Annotated in this window: 38 protein-coding genes and 1 tRNA gene; 33 read left to right on the top strand and 6 right to left on the bottom strand. The window is 66.4% G+C overall.

The window, feature by feature from the left end; translation table 11 throughout:
* Position 1: 1 nt before the first annotated feature.
* The 32 genes from ACYVAQ_RS15380 (at position 2) to ACYVAQ_RS15225 (ending at position 16,609) form a co-directional block, all read left to right on the top strand.
* Complete coding sequence (locus ACYVAQ_RS15380; protein ID WP_460791183.1) at positions 2-2,215, top strand: hypothetical protein; 2,214 nt, start codon at positions 2-4, stop codon at positions 2,213-2,215.
* Positions 2,212-2,649 (top strand): hypothetical protein, encoded by a 438-nt coding sequence (locus ACYVAQ_RS15375; RefSeq protein ID WP_460791181.1) that lies wholly within the window; start codon positions 2,212-2,214, stop codon positions 2,647-2,649. The genes ACYVAQ_RS15380 and ACYVAQ_RS15375 overlap by 4 nt, the downstream gene beginning before the upstream one ends.
* Positions 2,650-2,684: 35 nt before the next feature.
* Complete coding sequence (locus ACYVAQ_RS15370; RefSeq protein WP_460791178.1) at positions 2,685-3,095, top strand: hypothetical protein; 411 nt, start codon at positions 2,685-2,687, stop codon at positions 3,093-3,095.
* 279 nt (positions 3,096-3,374) lie between these two features.
* Positions 3,375-3,572: a hypothetical protein gene (locus tag ACYVAQ_RS15365; RefSeq protein WP_460791176.1), complete on the top strand. Its 198-nt coding sequence runs from the start codon at positions 3,375-3,377 to the stop codon at positions 3,570-3,572.
* A gap of 243 nt (positions 3,573-3,815) precedes the next feature.
* Complete coding sequence (locus ACYVAQ_RS15360; protein WP_460791174.1) at positions 3,816-4,028, top strand: hypothetical protein; 213 nt, start codon at positions 3,816-3,818, stop codon at positions 4,026-4,028.
* Entirely contained in the window at positions 3,970-4,137 is a 168-nt protein-coding gene (locus ACYVAQ_RS15355) for an endonuclease domain-containing protein (protein ID WP_460791172.1), read from the top strand. Before ACYVAQ_RS15360 ends, ACYVAQ_RS15355 begins: the two co-directional genes overlap by 59 nt.
* Positions 4,134-4,319, top strand: coding sequence for a hypothetical protein (locus ACYVAQ_RS15350; RefSeq protein WP_460791169.1), 186 nt, complete (start codon positions 4,134-4,136; stop codon positions 4,317-4,319). Before ACYVAQ_RS15355 ends, ACYVAQ_RS15350 begins: the two co-directional genes overlap by 4 nt.
* The gene (locus tag ACYVAQ_RS15345; protein WP_460791166.1) at positions 4,316-4,543 is read left to right on the top strand and encodes a hypothetical protein; all 228 of its coding nucleotides are present in this window, start codon (positions 4,316-4,318) and stop codon (positions 4,541-4,543) included. Before ACYVAQ_RS15350 ends, ACYVAQ_RS15345 begins: the two co-directional genes overlap by 4 nt.
* 29 nt (positions 4,544-4,572) lie before the next feature.
* Positions 4,573-5,550 carry a PD-(D/E)XK nuclease family protein gene (locus ACYVAQ_RS15340; protein ID WP_460791164.1) on the top strand — a complete coding sequence of 326 codons (978 nt, stop codon included), beginning with the start codon at positions 4,573-4,575 and terminating at the stop codon, positions 5,548-5,550.
* A 135-nt stretch (positions 5,551-5,685) separates the two neighbouring features.
* Positions 5,686-6,987: an ATP-binding protein gene (locus tag ACYVAQ_RS15335; RefSeq protein ID WP_460791162.1), complete on the top strand. Its 1,302-nt coding sequence runs from the start codon at positions 5,686-5,688 to the stop codon at positions 6,985-6,987.
* 17 nt (positions 6,988-7,004) lie between these two features.
* Positions 7,005-7,451 (top strand): hypothetical protein, encoded by a 447-nt coding sequence (locus ACYVAQ_RS15330; protein ID WP_460791161.1) that lies wholly within the window; start codon positions 7,005-7,007, stop codon positions 7,449-7,451.
* Position 7,452: 1 nt separating this feature from the next.
* The gene (locus tag ACYVAQ_RS15325; RefSeq protein ID WP_460791159.1) at positions 7,453-8,007 is read left to right on the top strand and encodes an RNA ligase family protein; all 555 of its coding nucleotides are present in this window, start codon (positions 7,453-7,455) and stop codon (positions 8,005-8,007) included.
* Positions 8,008-8,116: 109 nt separating this feature from the next.
* Positions 8,117-8,235, top strand: a tRNA-OTHER gene (locus ACYVAQ_RS15320).
* 310 nt (positions 8,236-8,545) lie between these two features.
* On the top strand, positions 8,546-9,013 hold the full coding sequence (locus ACYVAQ_RS15315; protein ID WP_460791158.1) for an HNH endonuclease: 468 nt from the start codon (positions 8,546-8,548) through the stop codon (positions 9,011-9,013).
* Positions 9,010-10,914 carry a DnaB-like helicase C-terminal domain-containing protein gene (locus ACYVAQ_RS15310; protein WP_460791157.1) on the top strand — a complete coding sequence of 635 codons (1,905 nt, stop codon included), beginning with the start codon at positions 9,010-9,012 and terminating at the stop codon, positions 10,912-10,914. The genes ACYVAQ_RS15315 and ACYVAQ_RS15310 overlap by 4 nt, the downstream gene beginning before the upstream one ends.
* Positions 10,911-11,459: a 5' nucleotidase, NT5C type gene (locus tag ACYVAQ_RS15305; RefSeq protein WP_460791156.1), complete on the top strand. Its 549-nt coding sequence runs from the start codon at positions 10,911-10,913 to the stop codon at positions 11,457-11,459. Before ACYVAQ_RS15310 ends, ACYVAQ_RS15305 begins: the two co-directional genes overlap by 4 nt.
* Positions 11,456-11,800: a dATP/dGTP diphosphohydrolase domain-containing protein gene (locus tag ACYVAQ_RS15300; RefSeq protein WP_460791153.1), complete on the top strand. Its 345-nt coding sequence runs from the start codon at positions 11,456-11,458 to the stop codon at positions 11,798-11,800. Before ACYVAQ_RS15305 ends, ACYVAQ_RS15300 begins: the two co-directional genes overlap by 4 nt.
* Positions 11,797-11,964, top strand: a complete 168-nt coding sequence (locus tag ACYVAQ_RS15295) for a hypothetical protein (RefSeq protein ID WP_460791149.1) — start codon at positions 11,797-11,799, stop codon at positions 11,962-11,964. The genes ACYVAQ_RS15300 and ACYVAQ_RS15295 overlap by 4 nt, the downstream gene beginning before the upstream one ends.
* A gap of 184 nt (positions 11,965-12,148) precedes the next feature.
* Positions 12,149-12,580 carry a hypothetical protein gene (locus ACYVAQ_RS15290; RefSeq protein ID WP_460791145.1) on the top strand — a complete coding sequence of 144 codons (432 nt, stop codon included), beginning with the start codon at positions 12,149-12,151 and terminating at the stop codon, positions 12,578-12,580.
* Positions 12,573-12,776: a hypothetical protein gene (locus ACYVAQ_RS15285; protein ID WP_460791141.1), complete on the top strand. Its 204-nt coding sequence runs from the start codon at positions 12,573-12,575 to the stop codon at positions 12,774-12,776. Before ACYVAQ_RS15290 ends, ACYVAQ_RS15285 begins: the two co-directional genes overlap by 8 nt.
* Complete coding sequence (locus ACYVAQ_RS15280) at positions 12,773-13,120, top strand: hypothetical protein (protein WP_460791137.1); 348 nt, start codon at positions 12,773-12,775, stop codon at positions 13,118-13,120. Before ACYVAQ_RS15285 ends, ACYVAQ_RS15280 begins: the two co-directional genes overlap by 4 nt.
* A 73-nt stretch (positions 13,121-13,193) precedes the next feature.
* Complete coding sequence (locus tag ACYVAQ_RS15275; protein WP_460791134.1) at positions 13,194-13,523, top strand: hypothetical protein; 330 nt, start codon at positions 13,194-13,196, stop codon at positions 13,521-13,523.
* Complete coding sequence (locus tag ACYVAQ_RS15270; RefSeq protein ID WP_460791133.1) at positions 13,520-13,915, top strand: hypothetical protein; 396 nt, start codon at positions 13,520-13,522, stop codon at positions 13,913-13,915. Before ACYVAQ_RS15275 ends, ACYVAQ_RS15270 begins: the two co-directional genes overlap by 4 nt.
* Complete coding sequence (locus tag ACYVAQ_RS15265) at positions 13,912-14,241, top strand: hypothetical protein (protein ID WP_460791130.1); 330 nt, start codon at positions 13,912-13,914, stop codon at positions 14,239-14,241. Before ACYVAQ_RS15270 ends, ACYVAQ_RS15265 begins: the two co-directional genes overlap by 4 nt.
* A 35-nt stretch (positions 14,242-14,276) precedes the next feature.
* Entirely contained in the window at positions 14,277-14,519 is a 243-nt protein-coding gene (locus ACYVAQ_RS15260) for a hypothetical protein (protein WP_460791128.1), read from the top strand.
* A 56-nt stretch (positions 14,520-14,575) separates the two neighbouring features.
* Positions 14,576-14,755: a hypothetical protein gene (locus tag ACYVAQ_RS15255; RefSeq protein ID WP_460791126.1), complete on the top strand. Its 180-nt coding sequence runs from the start codon at positions 14,576-14,578 to the stop codon at positions 14,753-14,755.
* Positions 14,752-15,009, top strand: coding sequence for a WhiB family transcriptional regulator (locus ACYVAQ_RS15250; RefSeq protein WP_460791124.1), 258 nt, complete (start codon positions 14,752-14,754; stop codon positions 15,007-15,009). The genes ACYVAQ_RS15255 and ACYVAQ_RS15250 overlap by 4 nt, the downstream gene beginning before the upstream one ends.
* A 20-nt stretch (positions 15,010-15,029) precedes the next feature.
* Complete coding sequence (locus ACYVAQ_RS15245) at positions 15,030-15,209, top strand: hypothetical protein (protein WP_460791122.1); 180 nt, start codon at positions 15,030-15,032, stop codon at positions 15,207-15,209.
* Positions 15,209-15,379 (top strand): hypothetical protein, encoded by a 171-nt coding sequence (locus ACYVAQ_RS15240; protein ID WP_460791120.1) that lies wholly within the window; start codon positions 15,209-15,211, stop codon positions 15,377-15,379. The genes ACYVAQ_RS15245 and ACYVAQ_RS15240 overlap by 1 nt, the downstream gene beginning before the upstream one ends.
* Positions 15,376-15,705 (top strand): WhiB family transcriptional regulator, encoded by a 330-nt coding sequence (locus ACYVAQ_RS15235; RefSeq protein WP_460791117.1) that lies wholly within the window; start codon positions 15,376-15,378, stop codon positions 15,703-15,705. The genes ACYVAQ_RS15240 and ACYVAQ_RS15235 overlap by 4 nt, the downstream gene beginning before the upstream one ends.
* A 144-nt stretch (positions 15,706-15,849) precedes the next feature.
* Positions 15,850-16,185: a hypothetical protein gene (locus ACYVAQ_RS15230; protein ID WP_460791114.1), complete on the top strand. Its 336-nt coding sequence runs from the start codon at positions 15,850-15,852 to the stop codon at positions 16,183-16,185.
* Positions 16,186-16,345: 160 nt separating this feature from the next.
* On the top strand, positions 16,346-16,609 hold the full coding sequence (locus tag ACYVAQ_RS15225; RefSeq protein ID WP_460791111.1) for a hypothetical protein: 264 nt from the start codon (positions 16,346-16,348) through the stop codon (positions 16,607-16,609).
* Here the strand turns inward: ACYVAQ_RS15225 and ACYVAQ_RS15220 are convergent.
* The 6 genes from ACYVAQ_RS15220 to ACYVAQ_RS15195 form a co-directional block, all read right to left on the bottom strand.
* A complete protein-coding gene (locus ACYVAQ_RS15220; RefSeq protein WP_460791109.1) occupies positions 16,606-16,854 on the bottom strand; it encodes a hypothetical protein in 249 nt (82 codons plus the stop codon). The genes ACYVAQ_RS15225 and ACYVAQ_RS15220 overlap by 4 nt on opposite strands.
* Positions 16,855-16,859: 5 nt before the next feature.
* Positions 16,860-17,123 (bottom strand): hypothetical protein, encoded by a 264-nt coding sequence (locus tag ACYVAQ_RS15215; protein ID WP_460791106.1) that lies wholly within the window; start codon positions 17,121-17,123, stop codon positions 16,860-16,862.
* 34 nt (positions 17,124-17,157) lie between these two features.
* Entirely contained in the window at positions 17,158-17,664 is a 507-nt protein-coding gene (locus tag ACYVAQ_RS15210) for a hypothetical protein (RefSeq protein WP_460791104.1), read from the bottom strand.
* 159 nt (positions 17,665-17,823) lie between these two features.
* Positions 17,824-18,009: a hypothetical protein gene (locus ACYVAQ_RS15205; RefSeq protein ID WP_460791102.1), complete on the bottom strand. Its 186-nt coding sequence runs from the start codon at positions 18,007-18,009 to the stop codon at positions 17,824-17,826.
* A 39-nt stretch (positions 18,010-18,048) separates the two neighbouring features.
* Positions 18,049-19,263, bottom strand: a complete 1,215-nt coding sequence (locus ACYVAQ_RS15200; protein ID WP_460791098.1) for a tyrosine-type recombinase/integrase — start codon at positions 19,261-19,263, stop codon at positions 18,049-18,051.
* Positions 19,264-19,586: 323 nt separating this feature from the next.
* Positions 19,587-20,528, bottom strand: coding sequence for an ADP-ribosylglycohydrolase family protein (locus ACYVAQ_RS15195; RefSeq protein ID WP_460791096.1), 942 nt, complete (start codon positions 20,526-20,528; stop codon positions 19,587-19,589).
* Positions 20,529-20,605: 77 nt separating this feature from the next.
* Between ACYVAQ_RS15195 and ACYVAQ_RS15190 the strand changes: the two genes are divergently transcribed.
* Positions 20,606-21,901, top strand: coding sequence for a TIGR04338 family metallohydrolase (locus tag ACYVAQ_RS15190; RefSeq protein WP_460791093.1), 1,296 nt, complete (start codon positions 20,606-20,608; stop codon positions 21,899-21,901).
* The last annotated feature ends 1 nt before the right edge of the window (position 21,902 follow it).

Below are 21,902 nucleotides of genomic sequence, written 5' to 3'. Positions count from 1 at the left end.
CATGAAGGCGACCTCGGACCACACGCAGAAGGCCTGGACCGCGCGGGTCAAGGCCGGCCCTTACCGCCCGGTGGTGCGAGCCACCGTCGAGCGCAGCGTGCTGCGCCAGTACGCCTACAACACCGACGACGCACCCGGCGGCAACTACGACAACGACCGTTCTCGTCGGGGCACCTTCGCCAGCGTCGTACTGGGCGGCAGCACCGACATCGCCGAGATCCCTCACATCAGGTCGATGACCTGGTCGCGCTCGGTCGATCAGGACGTCGCCGAGTGCACGATCGTCGTCCAGAACTCCTCGATCACTCCCCTCGGGGCCACTAGCCAAGGCCCCGACTTCGACAGTCCGGGAGCCCTCTCTGAGCGCGAGAACGGCGCCGAGACGCTCTGGCCTCACATCGACGAGTCCTGGAGGGGCCGGATCCAGCCAGATCGGCTCATTCGCACGTACGAGGGCTACGGCGTCGACTGGTCGGTGTGGCCCGGTGAAGACCCCAACCTCTACATGTCCGGGACGTGGCTGATCGATGAGGTGACCGTCTCCCCCACCTCTGGCGACCTCACCATCAAGTGTCGGGACGTGGGCCGCGTCCTTCTCGACCAGATCGCCTTCCCCCCAGTAATCCCCGTCGGCGAATACCCGCTGGAGTGGTCGACGATCCGCACCGACCACGTCCCTGGCCGCGCCCCCACTGGTGGCTCGTGGCAGGTGCCGGCTGGCGGCGGGGCGTCGAGCTCCAACACCTACTACGTGGGCGCCGGCATCGTCGACAAGCCGCCCTACGTCGGCGCCAACGGCGCGGTCCAGGGGCACACGGCCCAGCAGGCGATGCTCAATCTCGGAGAGGGCGGCTACTACTGGCTCAGCACGGGCCAACAGGCCGCCACCGACATGGTCTGGTGGGAGACTACCTTCAAGAACCCTAGGGACGTCGCCGCGATCCGCGTCCGCACTTTGGGCGGTCCGTTCCAGATCTACGTCTCGCTCTACCAGGAGTCGACTGGACGCTGGCTCGGGAAGAAGACCATCCCCTACCAGGTGACAACGGCAGGCGTGGACATCGAGGCGGACATCAAGTTCGTCGGCTCGTTCCGGCCCAGCCGCCACGCGAACTACGACTACGTCCTGCCCCGCAAGTACAAGAACATCTCGAAGATCCGCCTGACCTTCACCGACCTGCGGGCCGACCGCGGGCCGAGCATGGTCGGCTACCCCTTCCGTGCTGCGCTGGACATGTTCGGCGTGTACGCGGGCAACTACGCTGACCTAGGGTTCAGCAGCGGGACCGTCGAGCGACCCGTCGGTAACATCACCGACTACTCGAACATTGTCACCTGGATCCTCGCCTGGGGTGGGTTCTACTGGCCTCCTTCCAGCAACGGCAACTACATCCGAACGAGCCCCTACGCCTCGCCCACCCACTTCACGTACAGCCAGGATGCGTACGCGCTGCCAACAGGCCGCGTCTGGGGGACGATCCAGGACTCGGGCACGTCGCCGATCGCGGACATCACTGCCGATGGACTCGACAAGCAGCCGCTATGGGAGTCCATCTCCCAGGCCCGGGATGTTCTCGGCTTCGTGGCTTATGTCGACGAGGCCGGCGCGTTCATCTGGCGCATGCCCAACATCTACAAGTTCGGGAACTACGGACCGCAGAGCCCGCCGCACCGCAGCGGGTTGACGCGGACGAACAAGGTCCTGACCATCGACGAGCGGTCGACCCTCCTGGACTACGAGGTCCGCACGTCCAGTGCCAACCTGCGCGAGCGCGTGGGAGTCACTGACACCCAGGGCAAGTACGGCGCGGTCATCGCCGGCTATCGGCCGCCGAACCAGCCCACGAACCTGCGCCGTGTCGCGCTGTGGAGCGACGAGCACTTCGACTCCAACCGCGAGGCGCTGGTGGCCGCGGAGCTGATCGCTGCCCGGCAGATGATGGACTACCGCCGCGGCAAGATGACCATCTGGGGCAACCCGGCCATCCAGGTCGACGACCAGATCCGCATCGTTGAACGCGTCACCGGCGAGCGGTTCTACCACTACGTCACCGGCATCGACTGCACGATTGACATGGAGTCGGGCGTCTTTGAGTACGACATCGAGACCTGCTGGCTCGGCCAGTCGCCCGATAACGGGGAGTGGGTCATCGACGTCACGAAGCTCAACGCGGCGACCCAGCAGTACCTGAGCCTGTTGGGAACGGACCAGTGACCTTCAAGTCGGATGACCCGCGCCTCCAGGTCGACATGGAGCGCGCCCGGAACGCGGAGAACCGCGGTCGGCGTGCTGGCGTGTACGCCAAGTACTCGACCACCGGCCAGGGTGTCGTCGAGTTCGCGGACCGACTCTCGTTCGACCTGACCTACATCGAGGAGCCGTTCATGTCCTACGGCTGCAAGGTCGACCTCGACACGGTCCGCGACGCCCTGAATCTCGATGACGACGCGCTGCCGACCGCGCTCCCCCAATGCACGGGCTTCGTCACCGAGTGGGACCAAGACGGCCGGGGCAACTACATCGGCTGCTGGGTGGCCGTGGCCGTCTACTTCCCTGCCGCCATCTCCCCGTCCGCACAGCTGGACATCGAGCACTACTTCACGTTCGAGGCGGTCGCGATCAAGAACGCTCCGCTGAACGTCAGCTGACCGAAGTCCTCTTTACCAACAGAGGGGACAAGTCAATGGAGCCGGTGCATGGCGACAAGGCTGCGGTCATCATCGCGTTCCTGGCGTTCCTGGGCGTGTGTGTTCAGAGCCTCCAGGCCTGGCGTGGTCGGCGTGAGACGAAGGAGACCCACCGCGAGGTAGCGGTCAACGGCGGCAAGAACAACCCGCCCACCCTCAAGGACAAGGTCGGCTATGTCGTCGAGGAGCAGGCTGCCATCCGCACCCTCCTCACCTCGTTGGCGAGTGACATCGGAAAGATCGCCGACGGCCAGGCCGAGGTCGTGGAGGGCCAGCGCCAGGCGACCCAGCGACAGGACCTGGCCAACGAGCGGATGGACGCTCACCTAGCCCAGTCCGCTCAGATGGACGCTCGGCTGATCTCCCTGGAGACCGAGTTCATGGGCTTCCGCCAGAGCCGGCAATGACCCCGCTGCTCAGCCGCCAAATGCCCTGCGGGCACTGCGGTCATGAGCACCACGCCCTCCCCTGCGAGAACTGCAGGTGCGAGGGATCTCCCCTTCCGGGCTGGGATAACGCCCGTCTAGACAACGAGTTTCCGGACTACGTCCGTTAAGTAAAATCTCGTCCTCCAACGGCCTTGCCGACCGAGCGCCCGCGCCGTCACTCTTGTGACGTGAGGTGACTATGGGAGTCCCTCAAGGGGTCAGAATCGGAGGGGCTCTGCATTGGCGGAGAACGAAGCGATGAAGAAGCTCGCTGCGCTCCTGGGGGGGATGCGCAAGCACAGCCAGTTCGCACTTCATCAGGGTCTGCAGGCGCACGAGACGCCGGGCATCGGGGCGACCCTCATCATCCAGATCAACAGCGACCCGGCCAAGCCGGCCGAGGTCTTCTACACGACTGTCATCGGCAGTCCCAGCATCGCCGTAGGAGGAAATTAGTCAGCAACGCCCGTTGAGACGAAACTCGTCCGCCAACGCCCTTGCGGGGCGCGGATTCCCGAGTAGCGTTCTATCTCGCCAGCCCCACGGGGCGGCACCAAACTTCAAAGGCTCGTAGATGCCAGAGGCCCGCTAAGGCGGGTGCTCGTCGCACCGGACAAAGTTCGGCTAGGCGGCTCGACAGATTCCAGTACAGCTGGGGTCCGTCGGGCCGCCTTTGTCGTTTTCCAGCAAAGGATCGCCGTGAATCTCTTCCCGACGCCTCGCGTCAACACGCTGTCCCCCGAGGACATCGCCATCGCGGAGCGGCCCAGCACTCGGATGCTGCTGGCCATCGCGGACACCGGCAAGCACCTCTACCAGGGCACCGTGCCCGCCCACGTCAAGGCCAAGCGCCGTGCGCGCAACAAGGTCGCCCGTCTCTCCAGGAAGGCCAACCGCCGTGCCCAGGGGTAGGCGAAGCGAGCCGCTCTGCCCGCCATGCAACAAGGCGCTTGGACTGCTTGAGGACGACGCGGCACGGCTCCGCACCGCTGCCGCCTACCTGGAACGAGTGGACGCATGATCGACCTCGACCTGGTTCCCACGCCGGTGGCCTGGACGACCTGCCTGGAGATCCAGGAGACCAACGCGGGCGACATCTTCCCGGCGATCTGCTGCGAGAGCCGGGGCCACACGACCCCGCACCGCTCGAAGTGGTGGCAGAGCTACGAGCAGGTCTCCTGGCCGAACGAGGGGGCGGCGTGAAGGGCTGCCGTGAGTGCAACAAGCGCCGATCGCAGCTGTCCCAGGCCAAGGGCGACCTGGCTCGCGTGGCCCACCTGCTGGCCCGGCGCGAGTCGCCCCGGCTCATGGAGCGACTGGCTCGCGTGAAGGCCGACCTGGCCGACGTCCAGCGGCACTTCGACGAGCCCCACGAATGCGACCAACTGCTCATCACCGACCACTGGACCAGGAGGGCTACGCGTTGATCGAACCCGTCCTGGCCCGAGGCAACTACTTGAGGCCGAACCAGCACGGCGGCTACATCATCCGCCAATCGGACCTCAGCTCCTGGTCCCGCTGCCAACTCCAGAAGCTCTACTACGACCGTGCGGCGGCGGACCCAGGCGAGGCACAGCCGGAGGCCCTGAGCGCCACGGAGTACGGCAGCGTCTACCACTGGGTTTCCATGAACATGGAGCTCCAGATGCACGAGGGCAACCCGAACGCTCTTGCGGAGGCGCTCCGCCTCTGGGAGCACTACTGGGACCTGGACAACATGACGGCCATCCCGGGTGTCCGCCGGCCGACCCAGTGGATCGCCAAGCAGTCCTACCTCGGACTCAAGGAGCGCGGTCGCCAGGCGCTGCGGGTCCACTACGCGATGCTGGAGGGCGACAAGTCCTGGAAGCTCGCGCTGGAATACCAGTTCGCGGTCCCGATCGACGTCAACGGGCGTTTGCACACGCTCACCGGCACGATCGACCGCCTTGCCGTCCGGATGCATTCCAACCGACGCCCTGTGCTCGGGATCGACGACAACAAGACTGGGCGACGCCCGACGTACCTCCGGTACAACATGCAGGGCACGGCCTACGGCTACGCCACCACCATGCCCGAGTTCTGGACCGGATGGGCCGAGTCCGGCATGGGCCAGCTGGAGACCTTCGGGGCCGAGGACCTGGAGCGCGTCGACCACCTCTTCAGCAGCCACGGCTACGCCCTCCACCGGGGCACCGACGCCTACGCCGAGGGCAAACGGCTCGCGGCACGCCGGTTCCGCTGGATCGACCTGAACGACATGAAGTTCTGCGACGGAGGATGGCGCATCGAGCAGGACTTCGCTCGCCTCAAGCACGCCATCGACTCCTACGTCCGGGCCTGCGAGGCCGGCATCTACTCGGTGAATCTCGACGCGAGCGTCTGTCAGTTTTGCGCATTCAAGGACATCTGCGCAGGAGTCGGTCTCCCCCACCCCACGGAGGGGGCTCCCTAGACCGACGGGCGTCGGCATGGTGCGCGGGGAGAGCCCGTGACCGGTCCGGTGAGTGCCGCACGAAACACCGACGCCCGTCTCAATAAGTGCCCCTATCGGAGGGGCGAACTCAATCCCTATAGGAGGGAGCAAGCAGTGCCCGTAGTCATCAAGAAAGCTGGCTTCGACGAGCTACTCACGTCCGGTGAGTACTACCTGAAGGCGCTCATCATTGGAGAGAACGGCTCCGGCAAGACCCCGTTCGCGGCGCAGTGGCCCAAGCCTCTGTTCGCGCTCTGCGAGAACGGCCACATGAGCCTCGCGCTCAGCCACACGCCGTACGCTGACGTTAAGTCCTCGGCCGACATGCAGGCCCTGATCGACCAGGCCCGCATCGAGAGCCGCAAGCCGCCGGCCAGCCGTCAGTACGAGACCTTCGTCGTCGACACCATCGACTCCTACCAGAAGGTCCTGATCCAGGAGCGCTTGCGGGAAACGCGGCAGCAGGGCCTGTCCGGCTGGGCCGACTGGGGCTGGCTCGACGCCAAGATGCAGTCGCTCATCGAGCAGCTCAAGGCGCTCCCGATGAACGTCGTGGTCCTCATGCACACCCGGGACGTGCACGAGAAGGACGACGACAACGAGGACTCGGACACCACGCGCGTCGTCCAGCGGGCCCGCATGAAGGGCGACTCGAAGGACTCGATCTTCGACAACTACCCGCTCGTCGGGCTGATGGAGAACCGCTACGCCGCCGAGGGCGGGCAGCGGGTCATCAAGCGCCAGGTCCGGTGGCACCCCGATCCGAAGCACCCGAACCTTCGGGACCAGTCGACGCGGCTCCCGAAGACCACCGCGGTCAACTTCGATGCCGGCGACTACCAGCAGCTGTTCGACGCCATCGCCGGCGACAGCCTCGACGCCTACGCCAAGACCGAGGTGATCCAGGAGATCGAGACCCCGGAGGTAGAGGCCGTGCCAGCCGCGGTCGACGAGGTGGGCGCCCTGGAGAAGCCCGCGCTCCCGAAGGCGGCTGCGAAGAAGGCAGCGGCCAAGAAGACCGCTGCGAAGAAGGCGGCTGCCCCTGTGGCAACGCCCGTTGAGAACTCCTCTCCGGCGCCGGCAGGCGCTCCGTCCGTGGCCGAGCCTGCATCCGCAACGGTGCCGGGTCAGGCGAGCGGTGCCGGAGAGGACCCCTGGCAGCCCCCGCTGCCGTCCGAGGCCGACGCCACTCCCGTCGAGGAGAAGGCAGCCGAGGAGACGAAGCCCGAGCCGCCGAAGGTTGCTCCGGGCGAGAAGGTCTGTGGCACCCAGCCTCCGGCCTTCGCTGGCAAGTACCCGGCTGTCGAGGGGTGCGGCAAGCCCATCGAGGACAGCGACACCAAGTCCAAGATCTCGGTCGTCAAGTACCGCACGTTCGTGTGCGGCTCGTGTTGCGACCGACTGGCCTCCAAGTAACAGGAAGAAGGAATCAGATGCCCCGCGCAACTCTCGCCGAAGAGGCCGAGTTCAAGCTCCCGAAGGACGAGCCACTGCCCGCCGAGCTGAGCTCCGTCGAGGTCAAGCACCTCGAAGGCACCAGCACCCGGACCGGCAAGGACTACTCGTTCGACAAGTGGATCTGGGAGTTCAAGATCATCGACGGTCCGTACGCCGGCCTCCGCGCCTGGGCCGAGACCGAGGACCGGCTTACCACTCACCCCGACAACAAGGTCCGGCAGTACGCCGAGGCCCTGCTGGGTGCCGAGTTCGAGATCGGCCAGGACCTGGACACCGACGACCTGCTCGGCATGCCGTGCGAGATCGTCCTCGACCACGTTGTCGAGGAGGGCAAGGACCGGAACTACTACAAGTGTCCGGTCGCCCAGGTCTGGCCCATCGGTACCTCTCTGGCGCAGCAGGACGCCACTCCTCCGTTCTGAGATGGACGACGAGATCGCATTCGCGCCGTGGCCCAAGATCGCCCGGCTGAACCGTGACATCACGGTGACCGAGAAACTGGACGGCACCAACGCAGCAGTGATCATCACCGAGAGCGGAGTGGTCGCGGCTCAGTCCCGCACTCGGATCATCACTTCCGACGCCGACAACTACGGGTTCGCCCGCTGGGTCGAGGATCACTCGGGAGCACTCGTCGAGCTGCTTGGTCCGGGCAGGCACTTCGGCGAGTGGTGGGGCCAAGGGATCCAGCGCAAGTACGGGCTGACCGAGAAGCGGTTCTCGCTGTTCAACACGGCGAGGTACGGCGACACGGACTTCTCGGCCCTTCCGCAAGTGGGAACCGTTCCGGTGCTCTACCAGGGCCCGTGGGATGACATGGCCATTGGCTATGTACTCATGGGGCTGGAGAAGTCCGGCTCCGTGGCGGCCCCCGGATTCATGGACCCCGAGGGTGTCGTGATCTTCCACTCCGCGGCCCAGCAGATGTTCAAGGTGACGCTGAAGGGCGATGAGGCCCCGAAGTCGCTGGCGGCATGAACCTCCCGTGAGGCCCGGGTGCAGTTCGCACGGAGACGGGTCGCACCGGTAGTCGTCGAACTCGCCTCACGGGCCCCGCCATGAGCCTCAAGCTCACCAGGCGGGTGCAGCGCAGTAGCTCAAGCGGTAGAGCAAGTCAGCAGGTCGACCACACGCCTATAGGAGGCGGGTTGGTCGGGGAAGAGCCGGCTGGCTGGATCGGGGATTCGAGAGCCCCGCTGCGCACCACATCTCAACGTCCGTTCTTATAGGAAGGAGGACAAGCTAAGTGCCTCGGAAGAATGCTCGGAAGCAGTGCCGGCTGGATGGCTGCGAGTCCCTTGCTGTCGCCTATGGATACTGTCGTAGGCATCACGGCTATGGCCGCTGGGGCGAGCGTCTCTGCAGGAACTGCGGATCAGGCTTCTGCCCGCACTCTGCGAAACAGAAGTATTGCTCGCAGGCTTGCAATGGCGAGTCTCGTCGAGTTCCGGCGGATGTCCAGCGGGAACGGGTACTCGCAGCACAGTGCGTCGTGGAGGGCTGTGGGGCGCGTGCAATGGATCGGGGCTCACAGCAGCGTTGTCGCGAGCACCGCGAATGGAAGATGCCGCCTTGCGGCGTTAGCGGCTGTCGATATCGAGCGCACAACGTTAGCGCGACTCGTCAGTTTTGCCGGATGCACCTAACTGAACTGCTTCCCGAGATCATGGCCGCCGAGGCTGAGGCCAAGCGCAACGCGAAGTTCGCTACGTCGGCTGGGTACATCAAGTTGCGGCGGCCCGATCACGGGAATGCTGACCATAGCGGTTATGTCTTCGAGCACACCCTAGTGATGTCAGAGGTCCTGGGACGTGCGCTTAGGGATGGCGAGAACGTCCATCACAAGAACGGCATCCGCGACGACAATCGGCCCGAGAACTTGGAGCTCTGGTCGCGCTCGCAGCCTCCGGGTCAGCGCGTTGAGGACCGAACGGCCTGGGCCATGGAGTGGCTCCGGCAGTACGCACCGGAGGTCCTGCGATGACCGCCACGATTCGTGAGTACCTGCAGGAAAAGGGTGTTCAGACGTGGCAGGCCGCCGGGCAGGAGATCACGGTTAACTGTCTCTTCTGCGGCGAGCAGAAGCGCAAGGGCCGCATGTACCTAAACGTGGCCAGCGAACTTTGGGACTGTAAAATCTGCGGGGCACACGGGAACGGCCGTCAGCTGCGCGAGCACTTCGGGGACGAGGACACCGCCCCGAGCATGGGCGCTGCCGACCCGATGCTGCGCCGGAAGATTCTGGAGCAGGCCACGCAGATGGCCTCAGAGATGCTCATGGTCAACGACCGTCAGATCGAGTACCTGACGCAGAAGCGAGGCATCTCCCCGGAACTGATTGTCAAGCACCGCATCGGCTACGTGCCCCGCGACTTCGGGTTGTCGGACTCGCTACCCATTCGGACTGAGCTCACCAACTTCCAGGCACTGGTGGCCTCCGGTCTCGTGACCACTTCCGGACGCGAGTGGGCCAACGCCAGCATCCTGATCCCGTACACCTCGCACGGCTCGGTCGTGCAGCTCCGGTGCCGCACCCAGGACGGCAAGTACCTGACCGCGGCCGGCGATGACGCCCGCCTCTTCAACGCCGACGCTCTGTTCGGTGCCGACGAGGTTCTGATCTGCGAGGGCGAGTTCGACTGCCTGCGGCTCGTCAGCGCTCTGGAAGAATCCAACGACCGTTCGCTCGACGGGCTCGCCGTGGTGGCGCTGCCTGGTGCTCACGCGTGGCCCGACGGCCTGATTGAGATGCTGTCGGGGGCCCGCAAGGTCTTCATTGGCATGGACGCCGACGACACTGGTCGCAAGGCTGCGATCAAGCTCCGCGACGAGATCGGCGCTCGGGCCCGGGTCGTCACCATCCCCACCGACGGGATGGACTGGACCGACTGGCTGAACTCGGGCAAGACCTGGCGAGACCTGCAGGAACTCCTCATCGAAGCCGACCTCGCCGGCAAGCAGATGTTCAATGCTCGCGACCTGGCGATGAAGTGGACTCGCCGTCAGTCCGAGGCCCCTGGTCTCAAGCTCGGCTGGCCCAGCGTGGACGCCATCCTTCGGCCCGGCCTGAAGCCGGGCCAGGTCATGATCCCGCTCGCGCAAACAGGGACTGGCAAAACCTGCTTCCTCAGCAACATCGCCCACAACCTGCGGGGGAAGCACGTCCTGTTCATCTCCCTGGAGATGACGGGCGCCGAGGTCTTCGAACACCTGCGCCGCATCCACCGCTTCCACAATCCGTCGGCCGACCGGGACCAGATGCTGTTCGACTACGAGCGGCTCATGGTCACCGAGCGGAACCGGATCGGCCGCGGCGACCTGCAGGAACTCGCTCGGGAGTACAACGAGGAGATCGGCGCCAAGCCGGACCTGATCATCATCGACTACCTGCAGTACTACGCCCGGGGATTCCAGGGCGGCTCGATGTACGACCGGGTCGGCGACGCGATCATGGAGGTCAAGGCGAGCGCCAAGGACATCGAGACGTCCGTCATCGTGCCCTCTCAGGTCAACCGCAAGGCCGAGCGTGGCAAGCCGTTGAGCCTGGACGAGGCCCGTGACGCCGGCACGATCGAGGAGACGGCCGACTTCGTCCTGAGCCTGTACCGGCCGGACCAGGTCGAGCAGGCCGACGGGTCAATCCTCCCCCAGGACGGCAACCTCAATGCGCAGCTGCTGAAGTCCCGCCACGGCGGCATGGGGAAGACCTTCAACCTGGCCTTCAGTCCGATGTCACTGGCGATTGTCGACCGCACCTTCGATGCCACCGGCACGGCCAGGGTGCGCTCTGAGGTCAGCCTCGTCTCGCAGGGCCTCCACTACGAGGACTACCGCAAGCAGCTGGACGCCGCAGTCGCTCAACGGGCGTTCGAGGAGGTCGCATGAGGATCGGAATCGACCTGGACGGCGTCTGCTACGACTTCTCGGCGTCGCTGCGGACCTACCTGGAGATGTCGGGCGGACTGCCTGACGGTTGCGTCTACGCCGACGTACTGCGCTGGGAGTTCTACGAGGACTGGGGATTCTCCCTCGACGAGTTCAAGCAGCTCTGCCACGACGGGGTGAACGCCGGCGTCATCTTCACCCACGGGGATCCGTTTCCGGGTGTGCACGAGGCCTTCTCCAGGATCAGGGTCGCCGGCCACACCATCCACATCGTCACGGACCGCTCGTTCGGACGTCCCGGCGCTGCTGCGGCAGCCACCATCGACTGGCTCGCGCGGCACGACCTCTCGTTCGACTCCATCACCTTCACCGCCGACAAGACGGTCGCCGGTGTGGACGCGATGGTCGATGACAAGCCCGAGAACTACGCGGCGCTCCGAGATGCCGGGGTTGACGCCCATCTCCTGACGCGGCCGTGGAACCAGCACATCCCAGGAGCACAGCGCGTGCTCGACCTTCTGCACTTCTCCGAGGTGATCGCATGACCGAGATCCGCACCACCAGTTCGACCGGTGGCCAGAAGGGTGTGAAGCCCCAGCGGTACGACCTGCTGCCCAAAGCGGCGCTAGACGCCATCGCCGAGGTCTTCGCGTTCGGCGCCGAGAAGTACGACTCGCACAACTGGCGACGGGGCTACGAGTGGGGGAAGTCCTACGCCGCGGCGATGCGCCATATGACGGCGCACTGGGACGGCGAGACCTACGACCTGGAGTCCGGTCTCCCGCACCTGGCTCACGCGGGCTGCCACGTGCTGTTCATGCTGACCTGGCTGGCGGAGCAGGGCGAGGCTGGGCAGTTCGACGACCGCTTCCGGAGCGAGTCATGAGCCTCACGCACCTCCCGGACGAGGCGTACTACATCGCCCGCTGCTTGTGCCACGAGTGGGTCCTGGTCAAGGTCCTCGACGCCCACCCCTGTGGGGCGTGCGGCGAGCGCCCGGAGTTCATCGGTGACTACGACGGAAGAACGGATTGGGGGCGAGCGGTATGAGTGATATGACCAACCGTGCGTCTGGGTTCTGCGAGGCAGGCAACTGTCGCCAGTGCCGTGGCCACTTCCATCCCTATGGCCTGACCCCAGCATGGGACTGCGTGTGCGCATGCCACCGTCTCGACGGGCTGCTGCAGCGCATGGGGGTCAAGAAGGCCGTCGTGCTCCTGGAGGAGTGTGAGCGATGCCCGTGACCCCGAAGTCGGCCACCGAGCTCTTCGACTACCTGCAGGAGCGGTTCGGCATCGGCACGTGGGACGAGACCAGCGACGTCCCCTTCTTCAAGTACCGCTCGCTTGAGGCCGGGAAGATCAACAGCATCTGCAAGCGTCGGCGAACGTCCGTTGAAGAACTGTTCATGGCCGCCCAATACGCCGCGGACCAGCGCATGGTGATCCGCCAGCCCTTCGACCTGCTGAAGCTCATCGCACCGGCCCGCCGGGCGCAGAAGCCGAAGCGCGGCGAGGACATGGTCCAGGCGCTCCTGATGGCGACCAAGGAGGCCGTGGCCCTCGGGATGCAGGACTGGGCCTCCCGGCTTTACAGCACATCGCCGTCGGGCGCTCCTGGCGTCCTGGCCGAGTTCGAGAAGGCGAAGGCGGAGCGCGATGGGTGACGTTGTTCCGTTCCGCCGCAAGCGCCTGGAGTCCATGACCCAGGACGAGACCGACGAGGCCGTGGCCGACATGAGCCGGGCTACCTGCGCGTCCTGTGCCCACTTCGCACTCTCCCTCAGGGGCGTCTCGTTCTGCCTGAAGTGGGCCGAGGGTACTGACTTCGATGACACCTGCGGCCACTGGGAGATGCCATGAGGCGCAAGGTCGTCGTGAAGTCTCTCCCGACCCAGAAGGTCGTCAAGCGGGACGTCTCGAAGCTGACGCCGGGCTACCACTGGCACATCTGCAGCGATCAGGACTGCCGGAAGGTCTTCCTCGACGAGTGCACCACTCCAGAGGTCAACGGGCGTTGTGACGTCTGCAAGAGGGGCCACGACACCCCGTACATGGAGTGGCGCTACCCGAAGAACTGCTGCCGCGGGAATACCGAGCTCCTCGACATGAAGAGCGACTGGGCCCGGTACGGCCGGCTGGCCGGCAACGCTCCGTGGTTCAAGTGTCGGACCTGTCATCGCTGCCACGGCAAGCCAATCACCTGACCTGTTCCACCCCGACGCATAGGGCGCCGGGTCCACCACTACGTCGCATAGGGCGACAGATTGGAGGCCCACGATGGGCCAGCAGGCGATCCCCAACTACGAGGGACACCCGGTCAACGGGACTGCGATCAAGATGTCGGGCTCGATCCCGATGGATGACCTGGAGGGCGCGATCATCGGGATCGACGACGTCGTCCAGCTGGTGGCGCAGTTCCGCTGTGTCGCCGTCTCCCACCAGGCCGACAAGGACGGCAACCTGGTCCGCGTCCAGGTCCTCCGGCCGATGGTGATGGTCCCCCACGCCTTCGACGAGGAGCAGCCGGACGAGTTCATCATGCGTGCGCTCCCCCGGCCCGTGCAGGGCTCGGTGATCCACTCGATCGAGCAGGGTGGTGACGAGTGATGGAGATCGGCGGCAAGATCTTGATTCCCATCGACGAGACCACCTCCGTCGACCCCAACTTGATCGCCGCGATCACGTGCGAGGCCTTCCCGGGCGGCGGTCACGTCACGCGCATCTATCTGAAGGCGAGCAACGAGCCCATCCGTGTCTCGTTGACGCTCCAGGAGGTGCTGGACAAGATCAACGAGGGCTTTGCGGGGGCCCGGCGGTACTCGTCGTCCACGATCGCTGCTTCTCCGGGCACCTCGTTCACGATCAACGCGTCCGGCCACGGTGGTGGCGGTGGCGGGACCGGCGGGTCCGCCGGAACGAACTCTGCCGCTACCAGTTCCTCCGCGGCAGCCCGGGCCCTCCTCGCCGACCGCTTCAAGGAACGGAAGTCCAAGCCGTGACGGACTACCGCATCCACACGATCACGTTCGACGGCGACACCGTGACCATCGGCTACATGGCCTCAACGGACGTTCGCGTCGAGGGCATGGTCGGCATCGCCCACCAGATCCAGCTGTCGTTAGAGCACGAGGACTACCGCGAGGACTGCCTGCTGCTGGAGCGCCAGGCCGTCCGCACGCTGCGTAACGCCCTGGAAGATTTCGATTCATCCGAGCCGTACGACCCGTCCGTCGAACTGCTCGATGAGGACGACGACGAGGCCGAGATGGGCAGCAAGCCCCGCCCGCTCCGTGTCGACAAGCCCGAGTTCGACGGGCCCTTCTAGTAACACCCATGTCCCGCCTATAGGAGGCAGACACAATGAAGTTCCGATACATCGAAGGCGTACCAAACGTCGAGGAAGCCATCGAGCAGGCGGTCAGGGTGGTTAACCCGAGCCTGCTCCGCGCGGCCCACGAAGAGGTCTGCGACGGCCTCCTGGCGGAGGTCCGGTCCATCCTGGCCGGCGAACTGCGCACTCTGATCGACGACCAGGATGTCGCCAAGGAGTGGAACTCCGCTCTGGAGGTCGCGATCGAGGTCGTGCGGGGTGAGTTGGCGTGAGGGGCTATATGACGCCCCGACTCTGGGCCTCACTAGCCGCACTGATTGTTGGGTTCGTGCTGGTACTCACCGGCCTCGTTCAGATGTCGATGGCGCTGCTCTGGCCCGGCATCGGTTGCCTCTGGATCTCCATGATCCTCTCCAGTCTCGAAGAGCGTCGGGCCAAGCGCATGATCGCCGAGGCCGAGGCTGAGTGTCGGAAGCTCATCGCGTCCCTGTGGGGTGACCGCCGATGAGTTGGCAGTTCGCACCCGAGATCAACTGGGCCCGGGACGCTGCTTGTCGTACGACCGGCATCTCCCCGCGGCTGCAACGGGCGTTGGCAGATCGCTTCTTCGCGGACCACCGCCCTACGGTCGACATCCAGCGTTGCTGCAAGGCCTGCCCCGTCCGAGAGCAGTGCCTGCAGTTCGCGCTGGAGAACGACGAAGAGGGCTACTGGGGTGGGATGTCGGAGACGGCTCGCCGCCGGCTGAAGGGGGCGTCGTGAGGTACCGCGTGACTCGGGACGTGACTCCCGACGAATGCTCCTGGCTGTGGGAGTCGATCCCGGCCGGCACGGTGGTCCACGAGTACACGGGCCACACCTACGGCTGCATCAGCCCCGCCGGCATCGCCGTGTCCGATGTGCTGGACAAGGAGCCGTTCTTCGAGATCCCCCTGGACGCGATCGAGGCGGTGGAGGACTGATGGCCGAGAAGTTCATGAACAACGACCTGAACGCGCTGTCGGACGCCATCCCCGCGGTCAAGCGGGTCAGCGAGAAGGACCGGCACAAGGCCGCCCGCTACGTGGCCAGTGTGGCAACGGACGTTGAGGACGCCCGTCTGCTGCTGGCGATGCTCGGGCTGGCGTCATGACCCGGCTGCGGAACTGGTGCAACCCGGCGCACATCCAGCAGGGAGAGGGCTACTCCTACCCGGCTGCTGCGATGCCGACGTGGTGGGGCCAAGCGAACTGTGGGTCTACAGATCCGGCTGCGTTCTTCCCTGAGAAGGGCGACGTCCGCACAGCGACCCTGCAGGCGCTGAAGGTCTGCAAGGAGTGCCCGGTCAGCACCCAGTGCCTGCAGTGGGCACTGGACAACAACGAGCTTCATGGGATTTTCGGCGGGACGACTCCGAACGACCGTCGTGTGCTGCTGGGCAAGAACCCGAAGGGGCGTGCGCCTCGGGAGTTCCTGTGACCGGCCACGATGGCGAGCTTTTCGAGATCGACCACCTACGCCGAGAGCTTGCGGTCGGCGATTCTGTCAACGTCCGTTGTATCTGGGGTGATGAGCGTGGCGCGCTCTCAAAGATCTACAGGGATCACGGTGAGGCTATGTGCATTGTTGATCTCCCTGGCGGCGGATTCGTCGTTGTTCGTGCTGGAGCAGTTACTCGTGCGGCTTGAGGAGAGCGCGAACGCGAGGATGGAGCGCGGCGTGAACCGCATGCTCGGCGGAATCAACCGCGGCAGGCGCTTCGACCTCCATGAGATGGAGGTCCTGCTGAAGTGCACCACGGGGCTGATGCAGGAGGAACTGCTGAAGACGCTGGTCTCGATGCAGCTGCGGGGCCACGTCCACATGATCGTGGAGCCCGGCACGGGGATGATCCAGGTGTGGCAGCCGGTGGACTCGGCCCAACCGGCTGACGTCGTGAAGTTCCTGGGCGGTGCGTGATGGGCAGTCTTCCGGGAAGCCCGGAGTGGTTCGAGGAGTTGATGATCTCTCTCGGCAAGGAGGGCGTCCTCCCGAGCTACGAGGCCCGCGTGGCCCTGGGCATCCTGCCCGACCCAACGGACGTTGACGCGGTTGTCTCGTTCCTCTCGCGAGGCGAGTGATGGCGATGTTCCAGCCCGGCGATGTCGTGTTAGTGAGTGACCCGATGGTCCAGCTGGTGTTCGGGCACCACAGGATCGGGAGGATCACCGATTACTTTGGCCTGGACGGTCTGCTCGATGATCGCACCTGGAGCGTCCAGATGCTCGATGACTCGCGCCAGCCCAGGGAGAAGTGGAACATCCTGGAGAGGTACTTGAAGATCCTTCCGCCGGCCGATCTGTCTCCCTCAACGGTTGTTGCGTTCCTCACCAGCGGGGGTTAGCCCGCCTCTCCCAGCAAGTACGCCAAGACGGCCCCCGGATCCAGTCCGGGGGCCGTCTTCATTACCCGGACAGTGATTAACGGGTCGTCGTGGCGGAACCTGAAGAGTCCGCCCGACTTATCCAGGTACTCCGCACTGACCTCGAAGAATGTTGCGCCAGTCTCCGACATGAAGTGCTCCACCTTTATCACCCGCCCGACCCAGCCGAGGACCTCGACGACGTCCCCGACGTTGTAGTCCTGCATCGGGATCAGCATGCTTCCCCCAGCCACCGGAGGACCACCTCGGAGTCTGTGGATGGGCAATAGCCCACGCTGTCGATGCCGTAGATGTGCTCGATTGCGTCGAACTGCGGACTCTCCAGGAGCTCGACTGATGGGTCGAGGCAGAAGTTGAACTCCCCGACACCCGCCAACTCTTCGTCGAGGTAGCAGAGCCATCCGTGACGCTCGATCCCCGGTTCCACTCGATCCCATGCCAGCGGGACATCTTCTCCAGGGAGCCCCTCAGCCATACGGGGGCAGAGTCCATGAAGGCATTCATCGTGGTCATGCTGCGATCTCCGGGGTCTCGTCGAGGTCGATGTCATCCCAATCCGCTGGGCCGACGTAGCCGCGTGCCAATGCCATCAGGCGCCCACGATGCGACGGTCCCCTGCGGTGACTCAGCTCCCGGTAGAGGTGGGCCACCCGATCGTGCGTGTCCCGGAACACCCAGAGCCCATGGTTGGCGAGCAGCATGGAGGTGGCCCGGTCAGACTTGTAGCCCAGACGCTGCGAGAGCTCCTGGTGGGTCCAGCCCATGACAAGGAGCGCCTGGATGCGCCGGACGGTGCCGATGCGCGGCACCCAGTCGTTGGCCTCTCGCACCTTCCCGATGTGCTGTGGCTGCACGGCGAGGACGCGTGCCGCCACGCCGGCGCCCGCACGGCCCTTGCGGAACTCGAACAGCGTGCTACGGGCAACGCCGGCGGCGTCCGCGATTGCGTTGTAGGTCCAGCCGGCGCCGCTAAGGCTGTGGATGTGCAAACGGGCGTTGTCTTCGAGTTCACTCATCGGTCTCACCGGGCCGTATGCGCGAGGGCTGCGGTCGGATGCCCAGGCAGTAGTCGCAGGTGTAGCCGCCATGAGGACCGCCTCGGCACTCGCAGACGAGTCGTGCCTTCTCTGTCGAATGGTCGTTGTTCATCGGCTCTCCTATAGAGCTCGGGGTGGTCACTGGACGGGTTCGACGCGGGAGGCGCGCTCGTGGGCCTCGATGTCGGAGAGTGCGTAGCGGACCGCTCGACCCATGTGATGGAAGGGCAGGCCGAGGCCCAGGCTTCGCTGGTTGGCGAGGGTCTTCGTGCTGACGCCCCAGCGCTCAGATAGCTGCTGGGGGCTGATCCAGGTTTCGTTCATGCCCTCACGATGAGGACGGGCACAAGGTCGTAGCGGGAATTACCGGGAAGGTGGCGTGACCATGATGCTCGCGGCCCGGGTGGGCTGAAGCGTGCGGCCGAGGTAGCCGGCCGTGACGTTCACGTTGGCGTGGCCCAGCTGGTTGGCGATCTCCGCGAGCCCGACACCTCGCTCGTCCATCCAGGTCGCCACGGTCCGGCGGAAGGTGTGGGTGCCGGCCCAGTCGATCCCGGTCCTCTTGGTAACGGCCGTTACTGCTCGGATGACGTTGGTGCGGTCCCGCGGCTGGCCGACCTTGGTCGGGAACCGGGTGATCCCGAAGGCGAGCCCCGGCGGGTTGCCGCCCAGCCGCTTGCGTCGCTCCTCCAGTCGCTCCGCCAACTCATCGCTGATCTCCAGCGTTCGATCCGCCCGAACGGACTTGGTTCCGCGGACGTGGACCGAACGGCCGTTGATGTCGAGGTCCTCCCAGCGGACTCGGTTCAGGGCCTCGCCGATGCGAGCCCCGGTCCCGAACAGGAAGTGGACGAGGTCGGCGATGTCCTGGGCCCCGACGCCATACCGCTCCTCCTCCAGCAGCTTCGCGACAGTCAGCCACTCGTCGACCGTGAACGCCCGCCCTACGCCGCTGTGGCGCTTCCCGCAGTCCATGTCGCAGTCGTCGTCCCGGCACATGCGCTCGGCCCCGACAGAGCCCGCCGTGGCGCCCGGAGTGCGAACCCGGGTCACCTTGCTCATCTCGATGGCCCCGTGCTCCTCGGCGAGGTTCAGCGTCCCTGAGAGCACACGACGGGCGTTCTTGGCGGCGCCCTCTCCGCGGTTGTCCGCGAGGCCAGCGAGCCAGGAGTTGATGCGAGCGATGTCGTTGGCCTGCACCACGGTCAGGTGCTCGATCTCGGTTCCCTTGACGTACCGCTCCGACCAGTCCTCGTACTGCCGGATGGTCTCGGGCGACAAGGGCTTCCCGTTCTTCCGCTTCCGCTTGCAGTGATCCACCCAGACGCCGACTGCCTTCGCGACGGTCGTGTCCTGGTTGAGCGCCGGCGTGCCGCCCTGGTGGGTCTCCGAGAGCTTCTTGACCTTGCGCTTGAGCTCCCGCTCGGCCTTGGCCTTCGAGGGGGCACTGGCGGAGATGCTTCGGAGTACGTTGTTCCTGTCCCGGTACCTAGCCCGGGCGGTGACAAGAGCGGGGTTCGTGAGGCATGGAGAGGTGTCGATCTTCCCGAGTTCGTACGGGTCCAGGCGGTCTCGCATGCCCTAATCCTACGCTCCCCAACTTGCCACAAACTCGCCACTTTGGGCCGGGAACTGCCGGGATTCACCGGGAATGCGGCATTGCTTCATCTGTTCGAAATGAAGGCGTTTCCCTCGCCGTGAGGGTACTTCTGGGATGTGCCGGGAACCCCCTCTCTAGTTATCAGCGGGTTCGCGGTTCGAGTCCGTGATGGCGTACAGATCCTGAGGCCCGGTCGAGAGACCGGGCCTCAGGGCGTTTACGGAGTGGCCGCTGGCACGCGCTGCGGCCCGGCGAGCACGTGGCCGGTCCCCGAGCCGAACAGCTCGATGCGACACCAGGATCAGCGATCGACCGTCTCGCGTGCCAGCCGCACCACGTCGTCGGCCCGGAGCCCGGGCCAGCCGTGCAGCAGGTCCCGCCACTCCACCGGGACCGCGCCCGCACCCCACCGAGCGCCGAGCAGCGCGCCGGCGATAGCGGCCACGGTGTCGGTGTCGTCGCCGATGAGGATCGCGGTCGTCAGGGAGTCCTCGAACCCCGATCCGGGGGTCTGGTGGATGGCCGACCAGGCCGCCTGCAGGGCGGTCACGACGTACCCGTTGGGCCGGAAGGTCTTCGGCGGGTCGGTCTGGGCACCGAGCAGGCGTAGGGCCCAGAAGTCGCGCGAGGCCTCGGGCAGGGCGTCGAGCCCCGCCCACAGGTCGAGGGCGCCCTCCAGGACCGCGTGCCGGATCGCCAGGCACCACAGCACGCAGGCCTCCCCCGCCTGCGGGTCGTGGTGGGTGAGCGCGCTCACGGCCATCGCCGCGTCGACCAACCCGACCGGGTCGTCGAGGTACGCGAGCGCGACGGGCGCGGTGCGCATCAAGGAGCCGTTGCCGCCGCTCTGGCGGTACTTCTCGTGGATCGCCGTCGCCGCAGCCGCGAGCCCGGCCCCCGACGGCGCCGGACCGGCCGCGTGCAGCACCTGCCGGGTCTGGATGCCGATGTCGGCCGGGCCGCCGTCGTACCACCGGCGGAAGCCGGCGGCGATCGCGTCGAGCCCCTCGGGTGTGCGCAGGTCGGCGCCGGTCGCGGCGACCTCGGCGATCACGACCGCCATCGAGGTGTCGTCGGTCCACTCCCCCGGCGCGAAGCCGCCGAGCCCACCACCGATCATCCGCGGCCCTTCGGGACCGGGCGTCGCGACCCCGAACTCGTAGCCCGCGCCGAGCGCGTCACCGCACGCGGATCCCAGCAGCACCCCGACCGCACGATCGGCCTGTTCCGAGCTCAGCCCCATGTCGCCATCCCACCACGCACCCCCGACACCACCCCGCGGAGGGCCGCGCTGTCGGAGCGACCCGGCAGACTGGCGCCATGACCTCGGACCCCGACAAGACCGCGGTGTACGCCGCCGAGGACCAGCTCGCGTCCTGGCTGGACCGGGTCACGCCCGAGCGGCCCACGGTCACTGTCGACGGCGAGGTCCACGAGCCCGAGGTCGAGCCGAGGTTCACCGATCCCCAGGCCGTGCAGCGGTACGTCGACCAGGTGCTCACCCACCTGCGCGACCGGGGCGCCGACTACGCCGGCCGCGAGCAGGCCGCCGTGGTGGTCCGGGCGCGCGCCGGTCACCGGATGGCCGTCTACCTGGCCGACACCGCCACCATCGCGGTGCCGACCTTCGAGGTCGGCGGCCGCTGGGCGCTGCGCGGGCTCGTGGTGCTGCACGAGCTGGCCCACCACCTGGCCGAGGAGCTCGACCACGGCGCCGGCTTCCGATCGACGTACCTGCGGCTGCTGGAGAACATCGGCAGCCCGGTCATCGCCCACCTCCTCCAGGTCGCGTACGCCGCCGAGGGGCTCGAGCAGGTCACCCACACCCTCGACGACGGGATGCTGGCGCGGATCGCCAAGCTGCTGCGCCAGGCCGAGGGCACCCGCAACGACCACGAGCGCGACGCGTTCCTCGGCAAGGCCCAGGCCCTCGCGACCCGGCACTCGATCGCTCTGGCCGTGGCCCGCGCCCACACCGCCCGCCAGGAGCAGCGCGAGCAGCCCGGGTCGGAGCACTACCGGATCGGCGAGCCCGGCCGGCGCGGACTCGCGCGCTACGTGCGGCTGCTGCTCAACATCGCCCACGCAAACGACCTGCGCTGCACGATCAACAGCGACTCCACGGGCGTGACGATGTACGGGTTCCCGTCCGACATCGCCGTCACCAAGGCGCTCTACGAGTCACTGCTGGTGCAGATGGTCGCCGACTGCGAGCGCTACCTGAAGGCCGGCGACCGCGACGTCGCGACGGTGTGGAACGCCCGGAAGCGCCGCTACGAGGCCAAGCAGGTCGCCACCATCACCGCACGCCTGGCCTTCTACGAGGCGTACGCCGCCCGCATCGGCCGCCGGCTGCAGGAGTCGCGCGAGGCCACCCTGGCCGAGGCCGTCGCCGACGAGCCGAGCAGCAGCGAGACCGCGCTCGCGCTGCGCCAGAAGGAGCTCGACGTGCACGACCACTTCGCCGAGGCGCTGCGCCGCAACAAGATCCGCGGCACCTGGTCGGCCGACCGGCGGTCCTCGGCCAACAGCGCGCCCTCGGCCGCCCACGAGGGCGACCGGGCCGCGCGCCGGGCGCGGCTCAGCGACGAGAAGTCGCTGGACGCCGCGGGCTAGG

It is taken from the genome of Nocardioides maradonensis (genome assembly GCF_054777115.1).
The sequence above is the reverse complement of the archived record's forward strand: the minus strand, read 5'-3'. Positions and strand labels throughout refer to the sequence as shown.

Excerpts from the sequence above, each read along its gene's own strand:
- ACYVAQ_RS15380 (WP_460791183.1), top strand. The coding sequence starts at position 2 with ATGAAGGCGACCTCGGACCACACGCAGAAGGCCTGGACCGCGCGGGTC.
- ACYVAQ_RS15370 (WP_460791178.1), top strand. The coding sequence starts at position 2,685 with ATGGAGCCGGTGCATGGCGACAAGGCTGCGGTCATCATCGCGTTCCTG.
- ACYVAQ_RS15365 (WP_460791176.1), top strand. The coding sequence starts at position 3,375 with ATGAAGAAGCTCGCTGCGCTCCTGGGGGGGATGCGCAAGCACAGCCAG.
- ACYVAQ_RS15350 (WP_460791169.1), top strand. The coding sequence starts at position 4,134 with ATGATCGACCTCGACCTGGTTCCCACGCCGGTGGCCTGGACGACCTGC.
- ACYVAQ_RS15330 (WP_460791161.1), top strand. The coding sequence starts at position 7,005 with ATGCCCCGCGCAACTCTCGCCGAAGAGGCCGAGTTCAAGCTCCCGAAG.
- ACYVAQ_RS15325 (WP_460791159.1), top strand. The coding sequence starts at position 7,453 with ATGGACGACGAGATCGCATTCGCGCCGTGGCCCAAGATCGCCCGGCTG.
- ACYVAQ_RS15315 (WP_460791158.1), top strand. The coding sequence starts at position 8,546 with ATGGATCGGGGCTCACAGCAGCGTTGTCGCGAGCACCGCGAATGGAAG.
- ACYVAQ_RS15310 (WP_460791157.1), top strand. The coding sequence starts at position 9,010 with ATGACCGCCACGATTCGTGAGTACCTGCAGGAAAAGGGTGTTCAGACG.
- ACYVAQ_RS15305 (WP_460791156.1), top strand. The coding sequence starts at position 10,911 with ATGAGGATCGGAATCGACCTGGACGGCGTCTGCTACGACTTCTCGGCG.
- ACYVAQ_RS15300 (WP_460791153.1), top strand. The coding sequence starts at position 11,456 with ATGACCGAGATCCGCACCACCAGTTCGACCGGTGGCCAGAAGGGTGTG.
- ACYVAQ_RS15295 (WP_460791149.1), top strand. The coding sequence starts at position 11,797 with ATGAGCCTCACGCACCTCCCGGACGAGGCGTACTACATCGCCCGCTGC.
- ACYVAQ_RS15290 (WP_460791145.1), top strand. The coding sequence starts at position 12,149 with ATGCCCGTGACCCCGAAGTCGGCCACCGAGCTCTTCGACTACCTGCAG.
- ACYVAQ_RS15285 (WP_460791141.1), top strand. The coding sequence starts at position 12,573 with ATGGGTGACGTTGTTCCGTTCCGCCGCAAGCGCCTGGAGTCCATGACC.
- ACYVAQ_RS15280 (WP_460791137.1), top strand. The coding sequence starts at position 12,773 with ATGAGGCGCAAGGTCGTCGTGAAGTCTCTCCCGACCCAGAAGGTCGTC.
- ACYVAQ_RS15275 (WP_460791134.1), top strand. The coding sequence starts at position 13,194 with ATGGGCCAGCAGGCGATCCCCAACTACGAGGGACACCCGGTCAACGGG.
- ACYVAQ_RS15260 (WP_460791128.1), top strand. The coding sequence starts at position 14,277 with ATGAAGTTCCGATACATCGAAGGCGTACCAAACGTCGAGGAAGCCATC.
- ACYVAQ_RS15250 (WP_460791124.1), top strand. The coding sequence starts at position 14,752 with ATGAGTTGGCAGTTCGCACCCGAGATCAACTGGGCCCGGGACGCTGCT.
- ACYVAQ_RS15240 (WP_460791120.1), top strand. The coding sequence starts at position 15,209 with ATGGCCGAGAAGTTCATGAACAACGACCTGAACGCGCTGTCGGACGCC.
- ACYVAQ_RS15235 (WP_460791117.1), top strand. The coding sequence starts at position 15,376 with ATGACCCGGCTGCGGAACTGGTGCAACCCGGCGCACATCCAGCAGGGA.
- ACYVAQ_RS15225 (WP_460791111.1), top strand. The coding sequence starts at position 16,346 with ATGGCGATGTTCCAGCCCGGCGATGTCGTGTTAGTGAGTGACCCGATG.
- ACYVAQ_RS15220 (WP_460791109.1), bottom strand. The coding sequence starts at position 16,854 with ATGCAGGACTACAACGTCGGGGACGTCGTCGAGGTCCTCGGCTGGGTC.
- ACYVAQ_RS15215 (WP_460791106.1), bottom strand. The coding sequence starts at position 17,123 with ATGGCTGAGGGGCTCCCTGGAGAAGATGTCCCGCTGGCATGGGATCGA.
- ACYVAQ_RS15210 (WP_460791104.1), bottom strand. The coding sequence starts at position 17,664 with ATGAGTGAACTCGAAGACAACGCCCGTTTGCACATCCACAGCCTTAGC.
- ACYVAQ_RS15205 (WP_460791102.1), bottom strand. The coding sequence starts at position 18,009 with ATGAACGAAACCTGGATCAGCCCCCAGCAGCTATCTGAGCGCTGGGGC.
- ACYVAQ_RS15200 (WP_460791098.1), bottom strand. The coding sequence starts at position 19,263 with ATGCGAGACCGCCTGGACCCGTACGAACTCGGGAAGATCGACACCTCT.
- ACYVAQ_RS15195 (WP_460791096.1), bottom strand. The coding sequence starts at position 20,528 with ATGGGGCTGAGCTCGGAACAGGCCGATCGTGCGGTCGGGGTGCTGCTG.
- ACYVAQ_RS15190 (WP_460791093.1), top strand. The coding sequence starts at position 20,606 with ATGACCTCGGACCCCGACAAGACCGCGGTGTACGCCGCCGAGGACCAG.